Below are 13,913 nucleotides of genomic sequence, written 5' to 3' on the forward strand. Positions count from 1 at the left end.
AACCCGCTCCCACAGGTTCAGCACATGCTTCAGACACGGTGGAGCACCTGTGGGGGCTTGCCCGCTCCCACAGGCATTCCACCGAACCTGTGGGAGCGGGCAAGCCCGCGAAAGGGCCGGCACAGGTGAAGAAGGTCTACCTCACTGACGCCGCCGTAGCCCGGTCACAGGCCAGCAACGAGCGGATCAGCAGCTTGATCTCGTCCTTGAGCATGGGCACCTGGTCCGGGTGAGCGAACCGGCAATCAGCAATTTCATGCAGGGCCTTGGGATGCGGGGCGTCGGCGAACTCCGCCTCGAACACATAATGCATGCGCTCTGCCGTTTCATGACGCATCAAGAGGGTCAGCGATTCTGCCTGCAACCCGGTTTCCTCAAGCAATTCACGCTCCGCTGCCTGCACCGGCGTCTCGCCGGGCTCTATCTTGCCGCCGGGCAGGGTCCAGGCGGCGTTGGGCTTTCTCACCCACAACCATTTATGGGTTTGTTTGCCATGCCGGCAGATGATGGTGGCGCGATGCTTGACTGGCTTCATTCAGGCTCCTGGGCGAATCCCTCATTCCATGTAGATTCGGCCCCCGGCAGCAATGAACGTTGCGTTTAAAGCGACCAACGGTCAGTAAGGCACCGAGCCGCTCAGCGCCTCGATGGCCTCCACCAGCTCGTCATAGCCCACCGGCTTGCTCAGGTGCCGGTCGAAGCCCGACTGGCGCGACTTGTACTGGTCGGCGCTGGCGCCATAGCCGGTCAGGGCGATGGCCGGGGTATGGCGCAGGTGCACGTAGCCACGCAGGGCCTTGATCAACGCATGGCCGTCCATCACCGGCATGCCGATATCGGACAGGATGATGTCGTATTCCTCACCCGCAGCGGCGTCCAGGGCCTCACGTGGCTTGCTGAAGGCATTGACAGTGGCGCTCTCCATTTCCAGCAGCTCCTGCATCACCGCCAGCACCTCTACGGAGTCATCCACCAGCAATACGCGAATTCCGTTCAGACGGCCCTCGCTCGGCGGCTCCGAGCCCTGCGTACGCTGCTGGGGCTGCGTTTCGCAAAGGGGCAGGGTGACCGTGAAGGTGCAGCCCAGGCCAAGCCCCGCTGATGTGGCGCGGACGGTACCGCCATGTGCCTCGACCAGTTGCCTTACCAGCGACAGGCCGATGCCCAGGCCTTCGCGGCTGTGGCTGGCCTGTTGCGACGTAGCCTGGCTGAACAGGTCGAAGATATGCTCGAGGCTGTCGTGGCTCAGGCCCACTCCATGGTCGATCACCTGCAGGCGGGCGTGGTCCTCGTCGTGGCTCAGCACCAGGCGTATCTCATTGCCCGCCGGGCTGAACTTCAGCGCGTTGTTGAGCAGGTTCCAGATGATCTGCTCCAGGCGGGTAACGTCACCTTCGATCATCACCGGCAGAGTGTCGGCGGGCAGCTCCAGGCGAACCGGGCAGGGGTGTTGCTCGCTCACCACCACATCGTGGATGCCCTGCAGGAGGGCGAGCAGATCCACAGGTTCGGTCTTGAGCTTAAGCTTGCCGGTGCGAATGCGCGCCACATCCAGCAGGTCGTCGATGATCCGCGCCTGGCTGGTTACCGCGTCGCAGATGGTACCCACGGCTTTGCTCGCTGCACTGATGTTCCGCAGCGACGGCAGGCGGCGCAGGATTTCGGCATTGAGCTGTATCAGGTTGAGCGGGTGCTTGAGTTCATGGGACATGACGGCGAAGAACTCGTCCTTCATGTGGCTGGTGCTCTGCGACTCGGCCAGTTGCTTGCTCAGGCGCTCTTCGCCCAGGCGCACGCGCTCTTCGGCGGCATGGCTGCTGCTGATGTCGATGAAGGTCAGCACCGTGCCGTCGATTTTCTGCTCGCTGGAGCGGTAGGGCAGCAGGCGCGCCAGGTACCAGTGATCGCCCTGGCCGCCGATTTCACGCTCGATGATGGCCTCGCCCTGGGCCACGGCGCGGGCATCGTCGGCCAGCGCCGGGTAATCCAGGCGGTGGGTGATGTCGAGCAGGGAACGGCCGGTATCGACCGGCAACATGTTGAACAGGTCGGTGGCGCGCGGGGTGAACCAGCGGATATGCAGGTTGCGGTCGACGAACACCGTGGCGATCTCGGTGCAGGCGATCAGGTTGCTGAGGTAGTCGTTGACCTTGTCGGTTTCCTCGACTTTGTTCTTCAACTCGTAGTTGACCGTGAGCAGTTCCTCGTTGATCGACTGCAGCTCTTCCTTGCTGGTTTCCAGTTCTTCGCTGGCCGAACGCAACTCCTCGTTGATGGCCTGCATCTCTTCGTTGGAAGCCGTCAGCTCCTCGCTGGAGACCTCTGACTGCTCGATGGTTTCCTGCAGTTGCAGGCGAGTGCGCTGCAGTTCGCGTTCGAGGTTTTGCAGCACCATGCTGTCGGTCTGGCGGATGACGCCGGGCAACGGCAGGGACGGGTCGGGCGCGCGTTCCTCGAATACCACCAGCAGGCAATCGCTGGCGCTGAGGTCGTCCTTGTACGGCTGCACGGTGATCTCCACCTGCAGTTTGCCCATGGTTTCCGCCAGGTCGACAGGGCGCGAAGTCACCGCCTCGGTCCCCTGACGCGCCTGGAACAAGGTGCTGCGCAGGGCCAGGCGCAGGGGCGGCAGCACCAGGTTGAGCAGGCTGCGGCTCGGTTCGCCACCGGCCACTTGCAGGAAACGCCCCACGCCTTCACTCATGTGCAGGATATTGCCGTCGATATCGACGATCAGGCTGGGCGGCATGCGGCGCGCCAGGGCGCGGTAGTGCAGGTCGGCGAACGATGGCTTGCGCCCCGGCTTGGCCTTGGCCAGCGTTTCCAGGGGCATGCTGGCGGCAGATGTGCCGGCCAGCTGACGGCCGGAACGGCGGCCGGTATTGCTGGCATCGAGTGCGCGGAAAATGCGATTGCGCTTGTCCACCGGGGCGAACAGTTCACTGGCCATGTCGGCCGACTCGGACGAACCGAGGAACAGGTAGCCACCCGGGCGCAGGGCGAAGTGGAACATCTGCAGGATGTCACGCTGCACTTCGCGGTCCAGGTAGATAAGCAGGTTGCGGCAGACAATCAGGTCGATCTGCGAGAACGGTGGGTCCGACAGCAGGTTATGCCGAGCGAACAGCACCTTCTCGCGAACTTCTTTGCGCACCCGGTAATGCTGGTCTTCCTTGAGGAAGAACTGGCGCAGCCGGCTGGGCGGCACGTCGGTGACGATCGCTTCGGGGTAGGAACCACTGCGGGCGATACCGATGGCGCGTTCGTCCAGGTCGGTGGCGAACACCTGTACCTTGTGCGAGCGCTGCTCCAGTGCCAGCTGCTCGCAAACCAGCATGGCCAGGCTGTACGCCTCTTCGCCGGTGGAGCAGCCGGCCGACCACACGCGTATCTCGTCGGCGCCCTCGGCCGGGTCGCGTTCGCAGACCAGCTGTGGCAACACATGGCGCTCCAGTGCTTCGAACGCTTCGCGGTCGCGGAAGAAATTGGTCACGCCAATCAGCATGTCGGCCAGCAACGCCCGGGATTCCGCGGGGTGCTGTTCCAGGTAATGCAGGTAGGCCGCCAGGTCTGCCTGGCCGGTCACATGCAGGCGGCGCTCGATGCGCCGCAGCACCGTGGCGCGCTTGTAGTGCTGGAAGTCGTGGCCGGTATTGCTGCGCAATTGCAGCAGGATCTCCTCGAGCATCGGCTCGCTGGCCTGGGCATCGCCGACACGGGTGCCCAAGGCCGGTGGCAGGGTGTCGTCCTCGATTTCCGGGAGCCGGACCTGGCGGGCATTGCGCCACAGTTCCAGCAGCTTCTGCGGCATTTCTGCCGCCGGCAGCACCAGGTCGACCATGCCGGTCTCGATGGCGGCGCGGGGCATGCTGTCGTACTGGGCGTCGTCCGGGTTTTGCGCCAAGGTCACGCCGCCTTGCTCCTTGATCCGCGAAAGGCCCACGGCGCCATCAGCACCGGTACCGGACAACACCACGCAGAAGGCGTGGTCCTTGTGCACGTCAGCCAGGTCACGGAAGAACAGGTCGATGGCCACGTGGTCGCCACGGCGCCGGTTGGCCTGGGTCACGCGCAGGTAGCCGTCGTTGGTGGACAGGCGATTGGCCGGTGAAATCACGTAGATGTGGTTGCGCTCGATCGGCACCGGCTCGGTCACCTGGCGCACCGGCATTTGCGTGGTCTCCTGGATGATGCGGTCGGCGACGCTCTGGTGGTCGGGGGACAGGTGCAGGACCACGACGAAGGCCATGCCGCAATCGCTGGGCATTTGCCGGAACAGCGTACAGATCGCTTCCAGGCCGCCTGCCGATGCACCGATGCCCACCACCGGGAAATCCAGGTGGCTGGGGCTGAGCGCCGGGTTCTGGGGCGAGGCAGGTTGCTTGGGGGACGACTTCATGGACGGAGCCTTGTGCAGACCGGAACGTTCCGCCCGTAGCAGCATCATCGGGCGTGTGTGTGGCGGGATTATAGGCCGTCGCCATGTTGTTGAGACCTCCGCAGGCACAGGAAAGTGCGACCCGCCTGCTTCCGTCACGCCAACCTTTTGCCGACCCATGTTTGGTGCCACTGGTCAGTTGCCGGCAAAACCATTGAGCAGACTATGTGATCGGCGGCTCGGAACCAAGGCATGGCAAGCATCCATGCGACCCATCCATCGCAAGGAGAAACCACATGGCGCAGGATCAAGAGCGCACCAGCCAGCGCGGCGGTACCAAGGAAACCAACCCAGGCAATTTCGCCAACGACCGGGAACGGGCCTCCCGTGCGGGGCACAAAGGCGGGCAGGCTTCTGGCGGCAACTTCGCCAATGACCGCCAACGGGCATCGGAGGCCGGTCGAAAGGGCGGCCAGAACAGCCACGGCGGGGGCCGCCAGCAGTAAGTTGAAGGGTTGCTGGACACCCGGTATCCGCAGGTACCGGGTGCCGGCCAGGCCCTGCGTAACGAGGCTGCAATAGCCTCTGGTACCTGTTGTTCGACAATTTTTTGAATCTTCTGGCCGTGCCCCGATCAATCAGGGTGTCATCCATGGAGAAGAGGAGGCCCCTGCGATGCCTAGCCCACAGCTGTACATCATCGATTACCAACTGCATGGCCAGCCGCGCAGTTTCATCATTCGTCTGGAGACGCTGGACAATGCCGAGGCCTGGCATTGGGCGAGTTGCGATGCGGGCATCGGCATCATTCCCAAGTTCGGCCGGGAGAAGATCAGGAAAGTCAGCAGGCCGATGGCCGAGCGCTATGGCATTACCGCGGTGAGCTGGCGGGTATCCGGCGGCAAGCCGAACCAGTCTGCGGCGACAATGTGATTCCCGATTGCAAGACCTTGCGCAATCCTTGTATGAACAACTGTCTTGCTCAAAGCACCGCGTCGCCTGCTTCGCGGGCATGCCCGCTCCCACAGGGACACCACCAGCTCAAGGAGTGCGCCATACCTGTGGGAGCGGGCGCGCCCGCGAACACCGGCACAGCCGGTGCCATGCACAGCGTTAGGTACGCGCAGGCCGTCTAGGCACCGGACTCGGGGTCGCTGGCCGGTACGCCCGGGCGGTTTTCTTCGTCATCTGTCACATTGGGGTCGGCATCCGGGTCATCTGCCCGGTCATTGCGCCGGTCCGGCTCGAGCTCTGGCCAGTCATCCTGTGCGCTGCCGCCACCCATGCCAAGCATGTCCTTCATCTCGCAACCCTCGCTCTCGATGAAAAAAAGGCCCGCGATCAGGCGGGCCCAATACAGGAGTGAGAGGCGAAGCCATTGACCACCCCTCATTGAATGAGAGCGGCAACAGCCAGGGGAGGTCGGTTGGATCTCCACTGCCCCTGACCAACGGCACTGTCAGGGCTGTTTCAGCACCAGGGTGAGAATGTCGTAGCTGGCGACCAGCTCGCCCAGCTGGTTGGTCACCTCCACATCCCACGCCACCACGCCCTGGGGCTGGCCCAGCGGGCTGGTCTTGCCCTGGTCGATCTTGCGCTTGCAGGTCAGGCGCGCCTGGATGGTGTCGCCGATGCCCACCGGGTTGATGAAGCGCAGGGTATCCAGGCCGTAGTTGGCCAGTACCGGGCCTGCACCCGGGGAGACGAACAGCCCGGCCGCTGCCGACAACACGAAATAGCCGTGGGCGATGCGCTTGCCGAACTGCGATTGCTTGGCGGCGATCTCGTCGAAGTGCATGTAGAAATGGTCACCCGACAGGCAGCCGAAGTTGACCAGGTCGGCTTCGGTCACGGTGCGCCGGTGGGTGAGCAGCGACTCGCCGATGCGCAACTGCTCGAAATAGCGGCGGAACGGGTGCACTTCGGTTTCGATCACTTCGCCACCGCGCACGTATTCGCCGGTTACCGCCGTTAGCATGCTCGGCGAACCCTGTACAGCGGCACGTTGCAGGTAGTGCTTGACGGCACGCAGGCCACCCAGCTCTTCACCACCACCAGCGCGGCCCGGGCCGCCATGCTTGAGCTGCGGCAATGGCGAGCCATGGCCTGTGGATTCCTTGGCTGCCTCGCTGTCGAGTACCAGCAGGCGGCCATGCCAGGCGGCGGCCACCGGGATGGCCTTGGCTGCCACGCTGCGGTCGGCGGTGACCAGGGTCGCCACCAGGCTGCCTTTGCCCCGCGCGGCCAGCGCCAGGGCTTCATCGAGGTCGTCATAGGCCATCAGCGTGCTGACCGGGCCGAACGCTTCGATATCGTGGGCACCGCCTTCGGCATGCGGGTCACGGGCCTGAAGCAAGGTAGGGGCGAAGAACGCGCCCTCGGCCACACCCTCGCCACGCGGTGCAAAGCCATCGCTGGCGCCGAACAGCTGGTCGCAGCTCTGCAGCAGGCTGCGCACTCGCTCGGCCACATCGTGCTGCTGGTCGTGGGAGGCCAGGGCGCCCATGCGCACGCCTTCCAGCGACGGGTCACCGACCACCACCTTGGCCAGCCGCTCGCGCAGGCGCGTGGCAACGGCGTCGATGTGCCTGGCCGGTACGATGGCGCGGCGGATGGCGGTGCATTTCTGCCCGGCCTTGGTGGTCATTTCGCGGACCACCTCCTTGATGTACAGGTCGAACTCTTCGCTGTCCGGGGTCACGTCCGGGCCGAGGATGGCGCAGTTCAGCGAATCGGCTTCGGCGGTGAACGGCACCGAGTTGCGTACCAGGTTCGGCGTGACGCGCAATTTGGCGGCGGTGTCGGCGGAACCTGTGAAGGTCACCACGTCCTGGCCTTGCAGGCGGTCGAGCAGGTCGCCGGTGCTGCCGATCACCAGTTGCAGGCTGCCTTCGGGCAACAGCCCGGATGCATTCATCAGGCGCACCACGGCCTCGGTCAGGTAGCTGGTCGAGGTCGCCGGCTTGACGATGCACGGCATGCCGGCCAGGAAGGTCGGGGCGAACTTCTCCAGCATGCCCCAGATGGGGAAGTTGAAGGCGTTGATGTGCACTGCCACGCCGGCGCGCGGCACCAGGATGTGGCTGCCGGCGAAATGGCCTTGCTTGCCCAGCGGGATGGCCGGGCCTTCGTGCACCAGGTTGCCTGACGGCAGTTCACGGCTGCCGATGCCCGCATAGGAGAACAGCGTGGCGTTGCCGCCTTCGATGTCGATCCAGCTGTCGGCACGGGTGGCGCCGCTGTGGTGGGACAGGGCATAGAGCTGCTCCTTGCGCTCGGCCAGGTACAGGGCCAATGCCTTAAGGCGGGCAGCGCGTTGCTGGAAGTCCATGGCCATCAGCGCGGCCAGGCCGCGGGCGCGGGCAAAGTCCACGGCTTCGGCGAAGTCCGGGCGTTCTTCGTGGCTGTAGGCCAAGACGTGGCCATCCAGGGCGCTACGCAGGGCCTGGGCGCCGTGCTGGCCAAGCCAGCGGCCGGCGATGAAGCTTTGCAAGGTAGGGGCGGCAGACATGCTGTTCTCCAATGTAGAGGGGGGCGCTGTTACCACAGCGCCACGGTGTAGCCGATGATCAGGCGGTTTTCGTCCACGGCGTTGGTCAGGCCATTGCCGGAACGGAAGGTGACGTTGCGCCAGCGCAGGCTGACGTCCTTGAACGGGCCGCTCTGGATGACATAGGTGATGTCGGTGTCGCGCTCACGCTCACGGCCATTGCTGACAGTGGCGGTTTCGGCGTGGCGGCCATCGGTGTAGCGGGTCATGAAGCTCAGGCCGGGGATACCCATGGCGACGAAGTCGTAGTCGTAGCGCACCTGCCACGAGTCCAGCCCGGCGCGGGTGAAGGTGTTGTAGGTGACCAGGTTGACGGTGAACGGGTCGCCGCCGTTCACGAACGGGAAGGCACTGTCGCCGGACATCTGCTGCCAGGCGGCGGTGAACTTGTGGGCCCGTACGCCGAGGGTGAACATGGCGTTGAAGTTGCGGTTGTCGATGTTGCCGGCACGCTCGGCGCCGTCGTTGCGGCTGTCGAAGTAGCGCAGGTCGGTGCGCAGGCTCAGGCCTTCGCCCAGCGGGCGGGTATCGATCAGGCCGACGAACTGCTGGCGGTAGATGTCCTCGAGCTTGGCGTAGTAGTAGCTGACGCTGGTTTGCGGGGTGATGGCGTAGCTGCCGCCGCCGAAGTCCAGGTGGTCGCTGCTGGCGGCGCCGTAGCCGATGTCGTCGCGGCCCGAGGAATCACGCAGGTTGGCCTTGGTCAGGCGGCCGGCGTTGAAGGTCAGGCCGGCCAGGTCCTGGCTGGTGAGCAGGCCGCCCTGGAAGGTGGAAGCCAGCAGGCGAGTGTCGTTGTACACCACTACCGGCAGGATCGGTTGCAAGGTCCCCAGGCGCAGGGTGCTCTTGGCCACCCGCACCTTGCCGGTGAGGCCCAGTTCGCTGTAGTCATCGACCGGTTCATGGCTGTTCGGGCCGAAAGGCAGCAGGCCGGTATTGCGGCGGTCACGGCTGGAGTCGAGCTTGATGCCCAGTTGGCCCATGGCGTCGACACCAAAGCCGACCGGGCCTTCGGTGAAGCCCGACTCCAGCTTGGCGGTAAAGCCCTGGCCCCATTCCTCGGCCTTGGCCTGCGGTGCGTTGCTCTGGCGGAAGTCGCGGTTCAGGTAGTGGTTGCGCAGCTCCAGCCGGGCGTGGCTGTCGCCGATGAAGTCTGCCATCGCCGGCATCGGCAGGGCGAGGGTCGCCAGCCAGGCGGCCGAAATGAAGTGCGTGCGGTTCATTGTTGTTGTTTTACCCGACATGGTTGTTCTTCCCTGAGAGTCAGTGCTTGCTGGCGCCGGCAGCGCCGATTCCGGTCATGGAACGGATGAACTGGGCCAGGTAGCGGCCACGTTCCTGGCTGGCGCGTTCGGAACTGTCAGTGACCGAGAACACCCAGGCGCCGAGGAAGGCCAGGCTCATGGAGAACAGCGCCGGGTTGCTGTAGGGGAACAGCGCCTTTTCGTGATGCAGCACGTTGACCCACACCGCCGGGCCCAGCACCACCAGCAGCACAGCCGAAACCAGGCCGGCCATGCTGCCGCACACCGCGCCGCGGGTGGTCAGGCCTTTCCAGAACATCGAAAGCAGCAGCACCGGGAAGTTGACCGAGGCGGCCACCGCCAGCACCAGGCCGGAGAGGAAGGCGATGTTCTGCGATTCGAACATCAGGCCGAGGATGACCGCCAGCAGGCCGATCAGCAGGGTGGCGATACGCGACACGCGCATTTCCTCCTGCTCGCTGGCCTTGCCCTGGCGCACCACGCAGGCATACAGGTCGTGGGAAACGGCCGATGCACCGGACAGCGCCAGGCCGGCGACCACCGCCAGGATGGTGGCGAAGGCCACGGCGGAGATGAAACCGAGGAACAGATTGCCACCCACGGCCTGGGCAAGGTGCACGGCGACCATGTTGCCGCCGCCGATGATCGCGCCGGTGGCGTCACGGTAGGACGGCTCGGTGCCGACCATGACGATGGCACCAAAGCCGATGACGATCAGCAGCAGGTAGAAGTAGCCGATGAACCCGGTGGCATAGAACACGCTCTTGCGCGCTTCCTTGGCATCGCTGACGGTGAAGAAGCGCATCAGGATATGCGGCAGGCCGGCGGTACCGAACATCATGCCCAGGCCCAGGGAAATGGCGTCCACCGGGTTGGACAGCAAGCCGCCCGGGGCCATGATCGCCTGGCCCTTGGCATGCACGGCCACGGCGCTGGCAAACATCGCCTCGGTGCTGAAGCCGAAATGCTTGAGCACCATGAAGGCCATGAAGCTGGTGCCCGACAGCAGCATCACCGCCTTGATGATCTGCACCCAGGTGGTGGCGAGCATGCCGCCGAAGGTGACGTAGGCGACCATCAGCACGCCGACCAGCATCACCGCGTACAGGTAGCTGATGCCGAACAGCAGTTCGATCAGCTTGCCGGCACCGACCATCTGCGCCACCAGGTACATCAGCGCCACCACCAGGGTGCCGAAGGCCGAGGTCAGGCGCACCGGGGTTTGCGCCAGGCGGTAGCTGACCACGTCGGCGAAGGTGTACTTGCCCAGGTTGCGCAGGCGTTCGGCGATCAGGAACAGGATGATCGGCCAGCCGGCCAGTACGCCCAGGGCATACAGCAGGCCGTCGTAGCCGTTCATGAACATCATTGCCGAAATGCCCAGGAACGACGCGGCGCTGATCATGTCGCCGGCGATCGCCAGGCCGTTCTGCATGCCGGTCAGGCCCCCGCCGGCGGTGTAGAAGTCGCTGGCCGAGCGGGTGCGCATGGCAGCCCAGCGGGTGACCAGCAGGGTGAAGCAGACGAACACCATGAACATCGAGATGGCGGTCCAGTTCATTGTGCGCACTCCTGCTTGACCTTGTCGTTTAGCGGGTCGAGCACGTTGTTGGCGCGGTGCACGTAGATACCGGTCAGGGCGAAGGACAGCAGCACCATCAGCACGCCCACCAGCATGCCGACGGTGGTGACGCCACCACTGAGGGACTGGCCGAGGGTGCTGGGGGAGAACGCCACCAGCAGGACGAAGCCGTAGTAGATCACCAGCATGGCCAGGGTCAGGCTGCCGTTGAGGCGGCGTTTGCGCTGCACCAGGTGCTGGAAGTCGGGGTGGTTGGCGATGCTTTCGATGCGTTCGGGTGTCATGGGTTGCGATCTCTGGGTGTTGTAATTGTTTTGTTGAGGTCACGCGGGTGTTGCGGTGTTGCTTAGGGCCTCTTCGCGGGCATGCCCGCTCCCACAGGTGCGGCGGTGTGCTTGAGACTTGTGCTATCCCTGTGGGAGCGGGCGCGCCCGCGAAGCCGGCGACGCGGTTTCAGAGCTGGTCGAAATCGAGCACCACCTTGTCGCTCACCGGGTAGGTCTGGCACGACAGCACGTACCCGGCCGCCACTTCGTAATCCTCCAGGGCATGGTTGCTGTCCATCTCCACTTCGCCCTCGATTACCCGGCACTTGCAGGTCGAGCACACGCCGGCCTTGCACGAGTACGGCAGCTCGGCGCCGATGGCGTTGCCGGCGTCCAGCACGTTCTGGGTATTGCGTGGCAGGTCGAAGGTAAGCGCGCGGCCGTCGCTGATCACGGTGATGTGGCTGAGCGCCGAGTCCACCTGGCGCGCCGCCTCGCGGGCTTCACGACGGGCTTCGCTGCCGGCTGCGGCGAACAGCTCGAAATGGATGCGTTCCTTGGCCAGGCCATTGGCCCGCAGGCTGTCGCGCACCGTCTCGGTCATCGCCTGCGGGCCGCAGATGAATGCGGCATCCAGGTTGGCAACGTCCATCCAGCGCGCGAACAACTGGCCGCACTTGTCGGCATCGATGCGGCCGTTGTACAGGTCGACATCCTGCTGCTCGCGGCTGAACACGAAAATCAGGTTCAGGCGGTCGAGGTAACGGTTCTTCAGGTCTTCCAGCTTGTCGCGGAACAGTGCGCCAGAGCTGGAGCGGTTGCCGTACAGCAGGGTGAAGCGGCTGTGTGGCTCGCTGGCCAGGGTAGTGGCGATGATCGACAGGATCGGGGTGATGCCGCTGCCGGCAGCCACGCCCAGGTAGTTGCCCTGGCGGGCCGGTTCCAGTGGCACGAAGAAGCTGCCCGACGGCGGCATCACTTCCAGTTGCTGGCCGGCCTTGAGCACGTCATTGGCAAATGCCGAGAAGCGCCCGCCAGGCACGCGCTTTACCGCCACACGCAGTTCGCCGTCCTGCACGGCACTGCAGATGGAGTAGGAACGGCGGACTTCTTCGTTGTCCAGCTGGGTACGCATGACCAGGTACTGGCCCTGGGTGAAACGGAACTGCGCCTGCAGGTGCTCGGGCACGTCGAAGGCGATCGACACCGCGTCGCGGGTCTCGTTGCGCACTTGCTTGATGGTCAGGCTGTGAAACTGGCTCATGGCGTTCTCCACGGCTCAAATGCATTTGAAATAGTCGAACGGCTCCAGGCACTCGCGGCAGCGGTAAAGCGCCTTGCAAGCCGTGGAACCGAACTGGCTGAGCAATTCGGTATGGGCGCTGCCGCACTGCGGGCAGCACACCTGCGGCGCTTCGCCGAGCAGGCTGCGTTTGCTGGCGCTGCCCTGTGGCGGGGCGATGCCGTAGGCGCGCAGGCGCTCGCGGCCCAGTTCGCTGATCCAGTCGGTGCTCCAGGCCGGGGTCAGCCGGCGCTCCAGAGCCGGGGCGGGGAAACCGGCCTGTTCCAGCGCCTGGCGGATATCCCCTTCGATCACCTCGGTGGCCGGGCAGCCGGAATAGGTCGGCGTGACGACCAGGTGCAGGTGCCCGGCGCGCCAGTCGAGGTCGCGCACGATGCCCAGGTCGACCACGCTGACCACGGGCACTTCCGGGTCCATGACCTGGGCCAGTACCGCCCAGGCCCGGGCCAGGTCGTCGCCGCGTGGCGCGCGGGCGCCACGGTCGCCGGCAATCAGCTCACCAGGTTGCATCGGGGTACGCCCTTGGCAGGAACTGCATCTCGGCCAGCAGCAGGCCGAGGTGCTCGGTGTGCAGGCCTTTGCGACCGTCCAGGTAAAAGTGGCTGGCGGCCTTGGGCAGCGGCAGCTCGACCGAAGCGAAGGTCTCGCCAACCTGCTTGAGCCAGGCCGCGCCGACGGCAGCGGGGTTGGCGGCGATACCCGCTTGCGCCAGGTGCACTTCATTGTCGCTACCGGCAGCCAGCTCGACGGTGAAGCGCCATAGTGCCGGGATGGCCGCGAGCATGCGCTGGCGGCTTTCTTCGGTGCCACCGCCCAGGCGTTGCACCCACTCGCTGGAGCGGCGCAGGTGGTAGGTGACTTCCTTCAGGGCCTTGGCGGCGATACCGGCGATACGCTCGTCGTTCGAGCCGACCAGGCCCTGAAGCACGGCGAAATGCCAGGCGTCATAGAAGAACTGCTTGGTCATGGTCACGGCGAAATCGCCGTTGGGCTGCTCGACCAGCAACAGGTTGCGATAAGCGCGCTCGTCACGGCGGAAGGCCAGGGCGTCGGCGTCACGGCCATCATCGAGCAGCTCGGCGGCGTACTCCAGCCAGTTGCGCGCCTGGCCTACCAGGTCGAGGCCGACGTTCATCAGGGCCAGTTCTTCTTCGATGGCCGGGGCGCGGCCACACCATTCGCAGAGGCGCTGGCCCTGCACCAGGGCACTGTCGCCGAGCAGCAGCAGGTAGGGGACAAGGGTTTCGTTGTGCATGGCCAACCTCACATGTGTCCGACTTCGTCGGGCAGTTCGTAGAAGCTGGCATGGCGGTAGACCTTGTCGTCCGCCGGGGCGAACAGCGGGTCTTTCTCGTCCGGGGAAGAAGCGGTGATCAGTGCCGAGGGCACCACCCACAGGCTCACGCCTTCGCTGCGGCGGGTGTACAGCTCGCGGGCGTTTTCGATGGCCATGGCGGCATCGGCGGCGTGCACGCTGCCGACATGCTTGTGGTTAAGGCCGTGCTTGCTGCGCACGAACACTTCGTAGAGGGTCCAGACAGACATTTTCGATCTCCGCATCAATCGCCG

At 64.9% G+C, this 13,913-nt stretch carries 12 protein-coding genes and 1 pseudogene; 2 read left to right on the forward strand and 11 right to left on the reverse strand.

The window, feature by feature from the left end:
• Nucleotides 1–136 precede the first annotated feature (136 nt).
• Both CAG22_RS04145 and CAG22_RS04150 read right to left on the reverse strand, forming a co-directional pair.
• On the reverse strand, nt 137–535 hold the full coding sequence (locus CAG22_RS04145) for an NUDIX hydrolase (RefSeq protein ID WP_085704531.1): 399 nt from the start codon (nt 533–535) through the stop codon (nt 137–139).
• An 81-nt stretch (nt 536–616) separates the two neighbouring features.
• Entirely contained in the window at nt 617–4,399 is a 3,783-nt protein-coding gene (locus CAG22_RS04150) for a CheR family methyltransferase (protein ID WP_085692593.1), read from the reverse strand.
• Nucleotides 4,400–4,674: 275 nt separating this feature from the next.
• On the opposite strand from CAG22_RS04150, the gene CAG22_RS04155 reads away from it, so the two are divergent.
• Nucleotides 4,675–4,884 (forward strand): general stress protein, encoded by a 210-nt coding sequence (locus CAG22_RS04155; RefSeq protein ID WP_003259459.1) that lies wholly within the window; start codon nt 4,675–4,677, stop codon nt 4,882–4,884.
• 169 nt (nt 4,885–5,053) lie between these two features.
• On the forward strand, nt 5,054–5,311 hold the full coding sequence (locus CAG22_RS04160) for a DUF6555 family protein (RefSeq protein WP_025339101.1): 258 nt from the start codon (nt 5,054–5,056) through the stop codon (nt 5,309–5,311).
• Between the two features lie 199 nt (nt 5,312–5,510).
• On the opposite strand, the gene CAG22_RS28455 is transcribed toward CAG22_RS04160, so the two are convergent.
• From CAG22_RS28455 to paaB, 9 genes and pseudogenes are all read right to left on the reverse strand, one after another.
• On the reverse strand, nt 5,511–5,681 hold the full coding sequence (locus tag CAG22_RS28455; protein ID WP_155951620.1) for a hypothetical protein: 171 nt from the start codon (nt 5,679–5,681) through the stop codon (nt 5,511–5,513).
• Between the two features lie 156 nt (nt 5,682–5,837).
• A complete protein-coding gene (paaZ, locus tag CAG22_RS04165; RefSeq protein WP_025339102.1) occupies nt 5,838–7,889 on the reverse strand; it encodes a phenylacetic acid degradation bifunctional protein PaaZ in 2,052 nt (683 codons plus the stop codon).
• Nucleotides 7,890–7,918: 29 nt separating this feature from the next.
• On the reverse strand, nt 7,919–9,151 hold the full coding sequence (locus CAG22_RS04170) for an OprD family porin (RefSeq protein ID WP_031324467.1): 1,233 nt from the start codon (nt 9,149–9,151) through the stop codon (nt 7,919–7,921).
• A gap of 40 nt (nt 9,152–9,191) precedes the next feature.
• A pseudogene (locus tag CAG22_RS04175) lies at nt 9,192–10,760 on the reverse strand (cation acetate symporter); the annotation flags it as partial.
• Nucleotides 10,751–11,059 (reverse strand): DUF485 domain-containing protein, encoded by a 309-nt coding sequence (locus CAG22_RS04180; protein ID WP_004376242.1) that lies wholly within the window; start codon nt 11,057–11,059, stop codon nt 10,751–10,753. The gene CAG22_RS04180 and the pseudogene CAG22_RS04175, both read right to left, overlap by 10 nt.
• Before the next feature lie 169 nt (nt 11,060–11,228).
• Nucleotides 11,229–12,305, reverse strand: coding sequence for a 1,2-phenylacetyl-CoA epoxidase subunit PaaE (paaE, locus tag CAG22_RS04185; protein ID WP_085704533.1), 1,077 nt, complete (start codon nt 12,303–12,305; stop codon nt 11,229–11,231).
• A gap of 15 nt (nt 12,306–12,320) precedes the next feature.
• The gene (gene paaD / locus CAG22_RS04190; protein WP_025339107.1) at nt 12,321–12,854 is read right to left on the reverse strand and encodes a 1,2-phenylacetyl-CoA epoxidase subunit PaaD; all 534 of its coding nucleotides are present in this window, start codon (nt 12,852–12,854) and stop codon (nt 12,321–12,323) included.
• A complete protein-coding gene (paaC, locus tag CAG22_RS04195; protein ID WP_085704535.1) occupies nt 12,841–13,599 on the reverse strand; it encodes a 1,2-phenylacetyl-CoA epoxidase subunit PaaC in 759 nt (252 codons plus the stop codon). The genes paaD and paaC overlap by 14 nt, the downstream gene beginning before the upstream one ends.
• Nucleotides 13,600–13,607: 8 nt before the next feature.
• Complete coding sequence (gene paaB, locus CAG22_RS04200) at nt 13,608–13,889, reverse strand: 1,2-phenylacetyl-CoA epoxidase subunit PaaB (protein ID WP_013972614.1); 282 nt, start codon at nt 13,887–13,889, stop codon at nt 13,608–13,610.
• Between the last annotated feature and the right edge of the window lie 24 nt (nt 13,890–13,913).

The sequence above is a fragment of the Pseudomonas sp. B8(2017) genome (assembly GCF_002113575.1).
In the GTDB taxonomy this organism is placed as follows: domain Bacteria; phylum Pseudomonadota; class Gammaproteobacteria; order Pseudomonadales; family Pseudomonadaceae; genus Aquipseudomonas; species Aquipseudomonas putida_Z.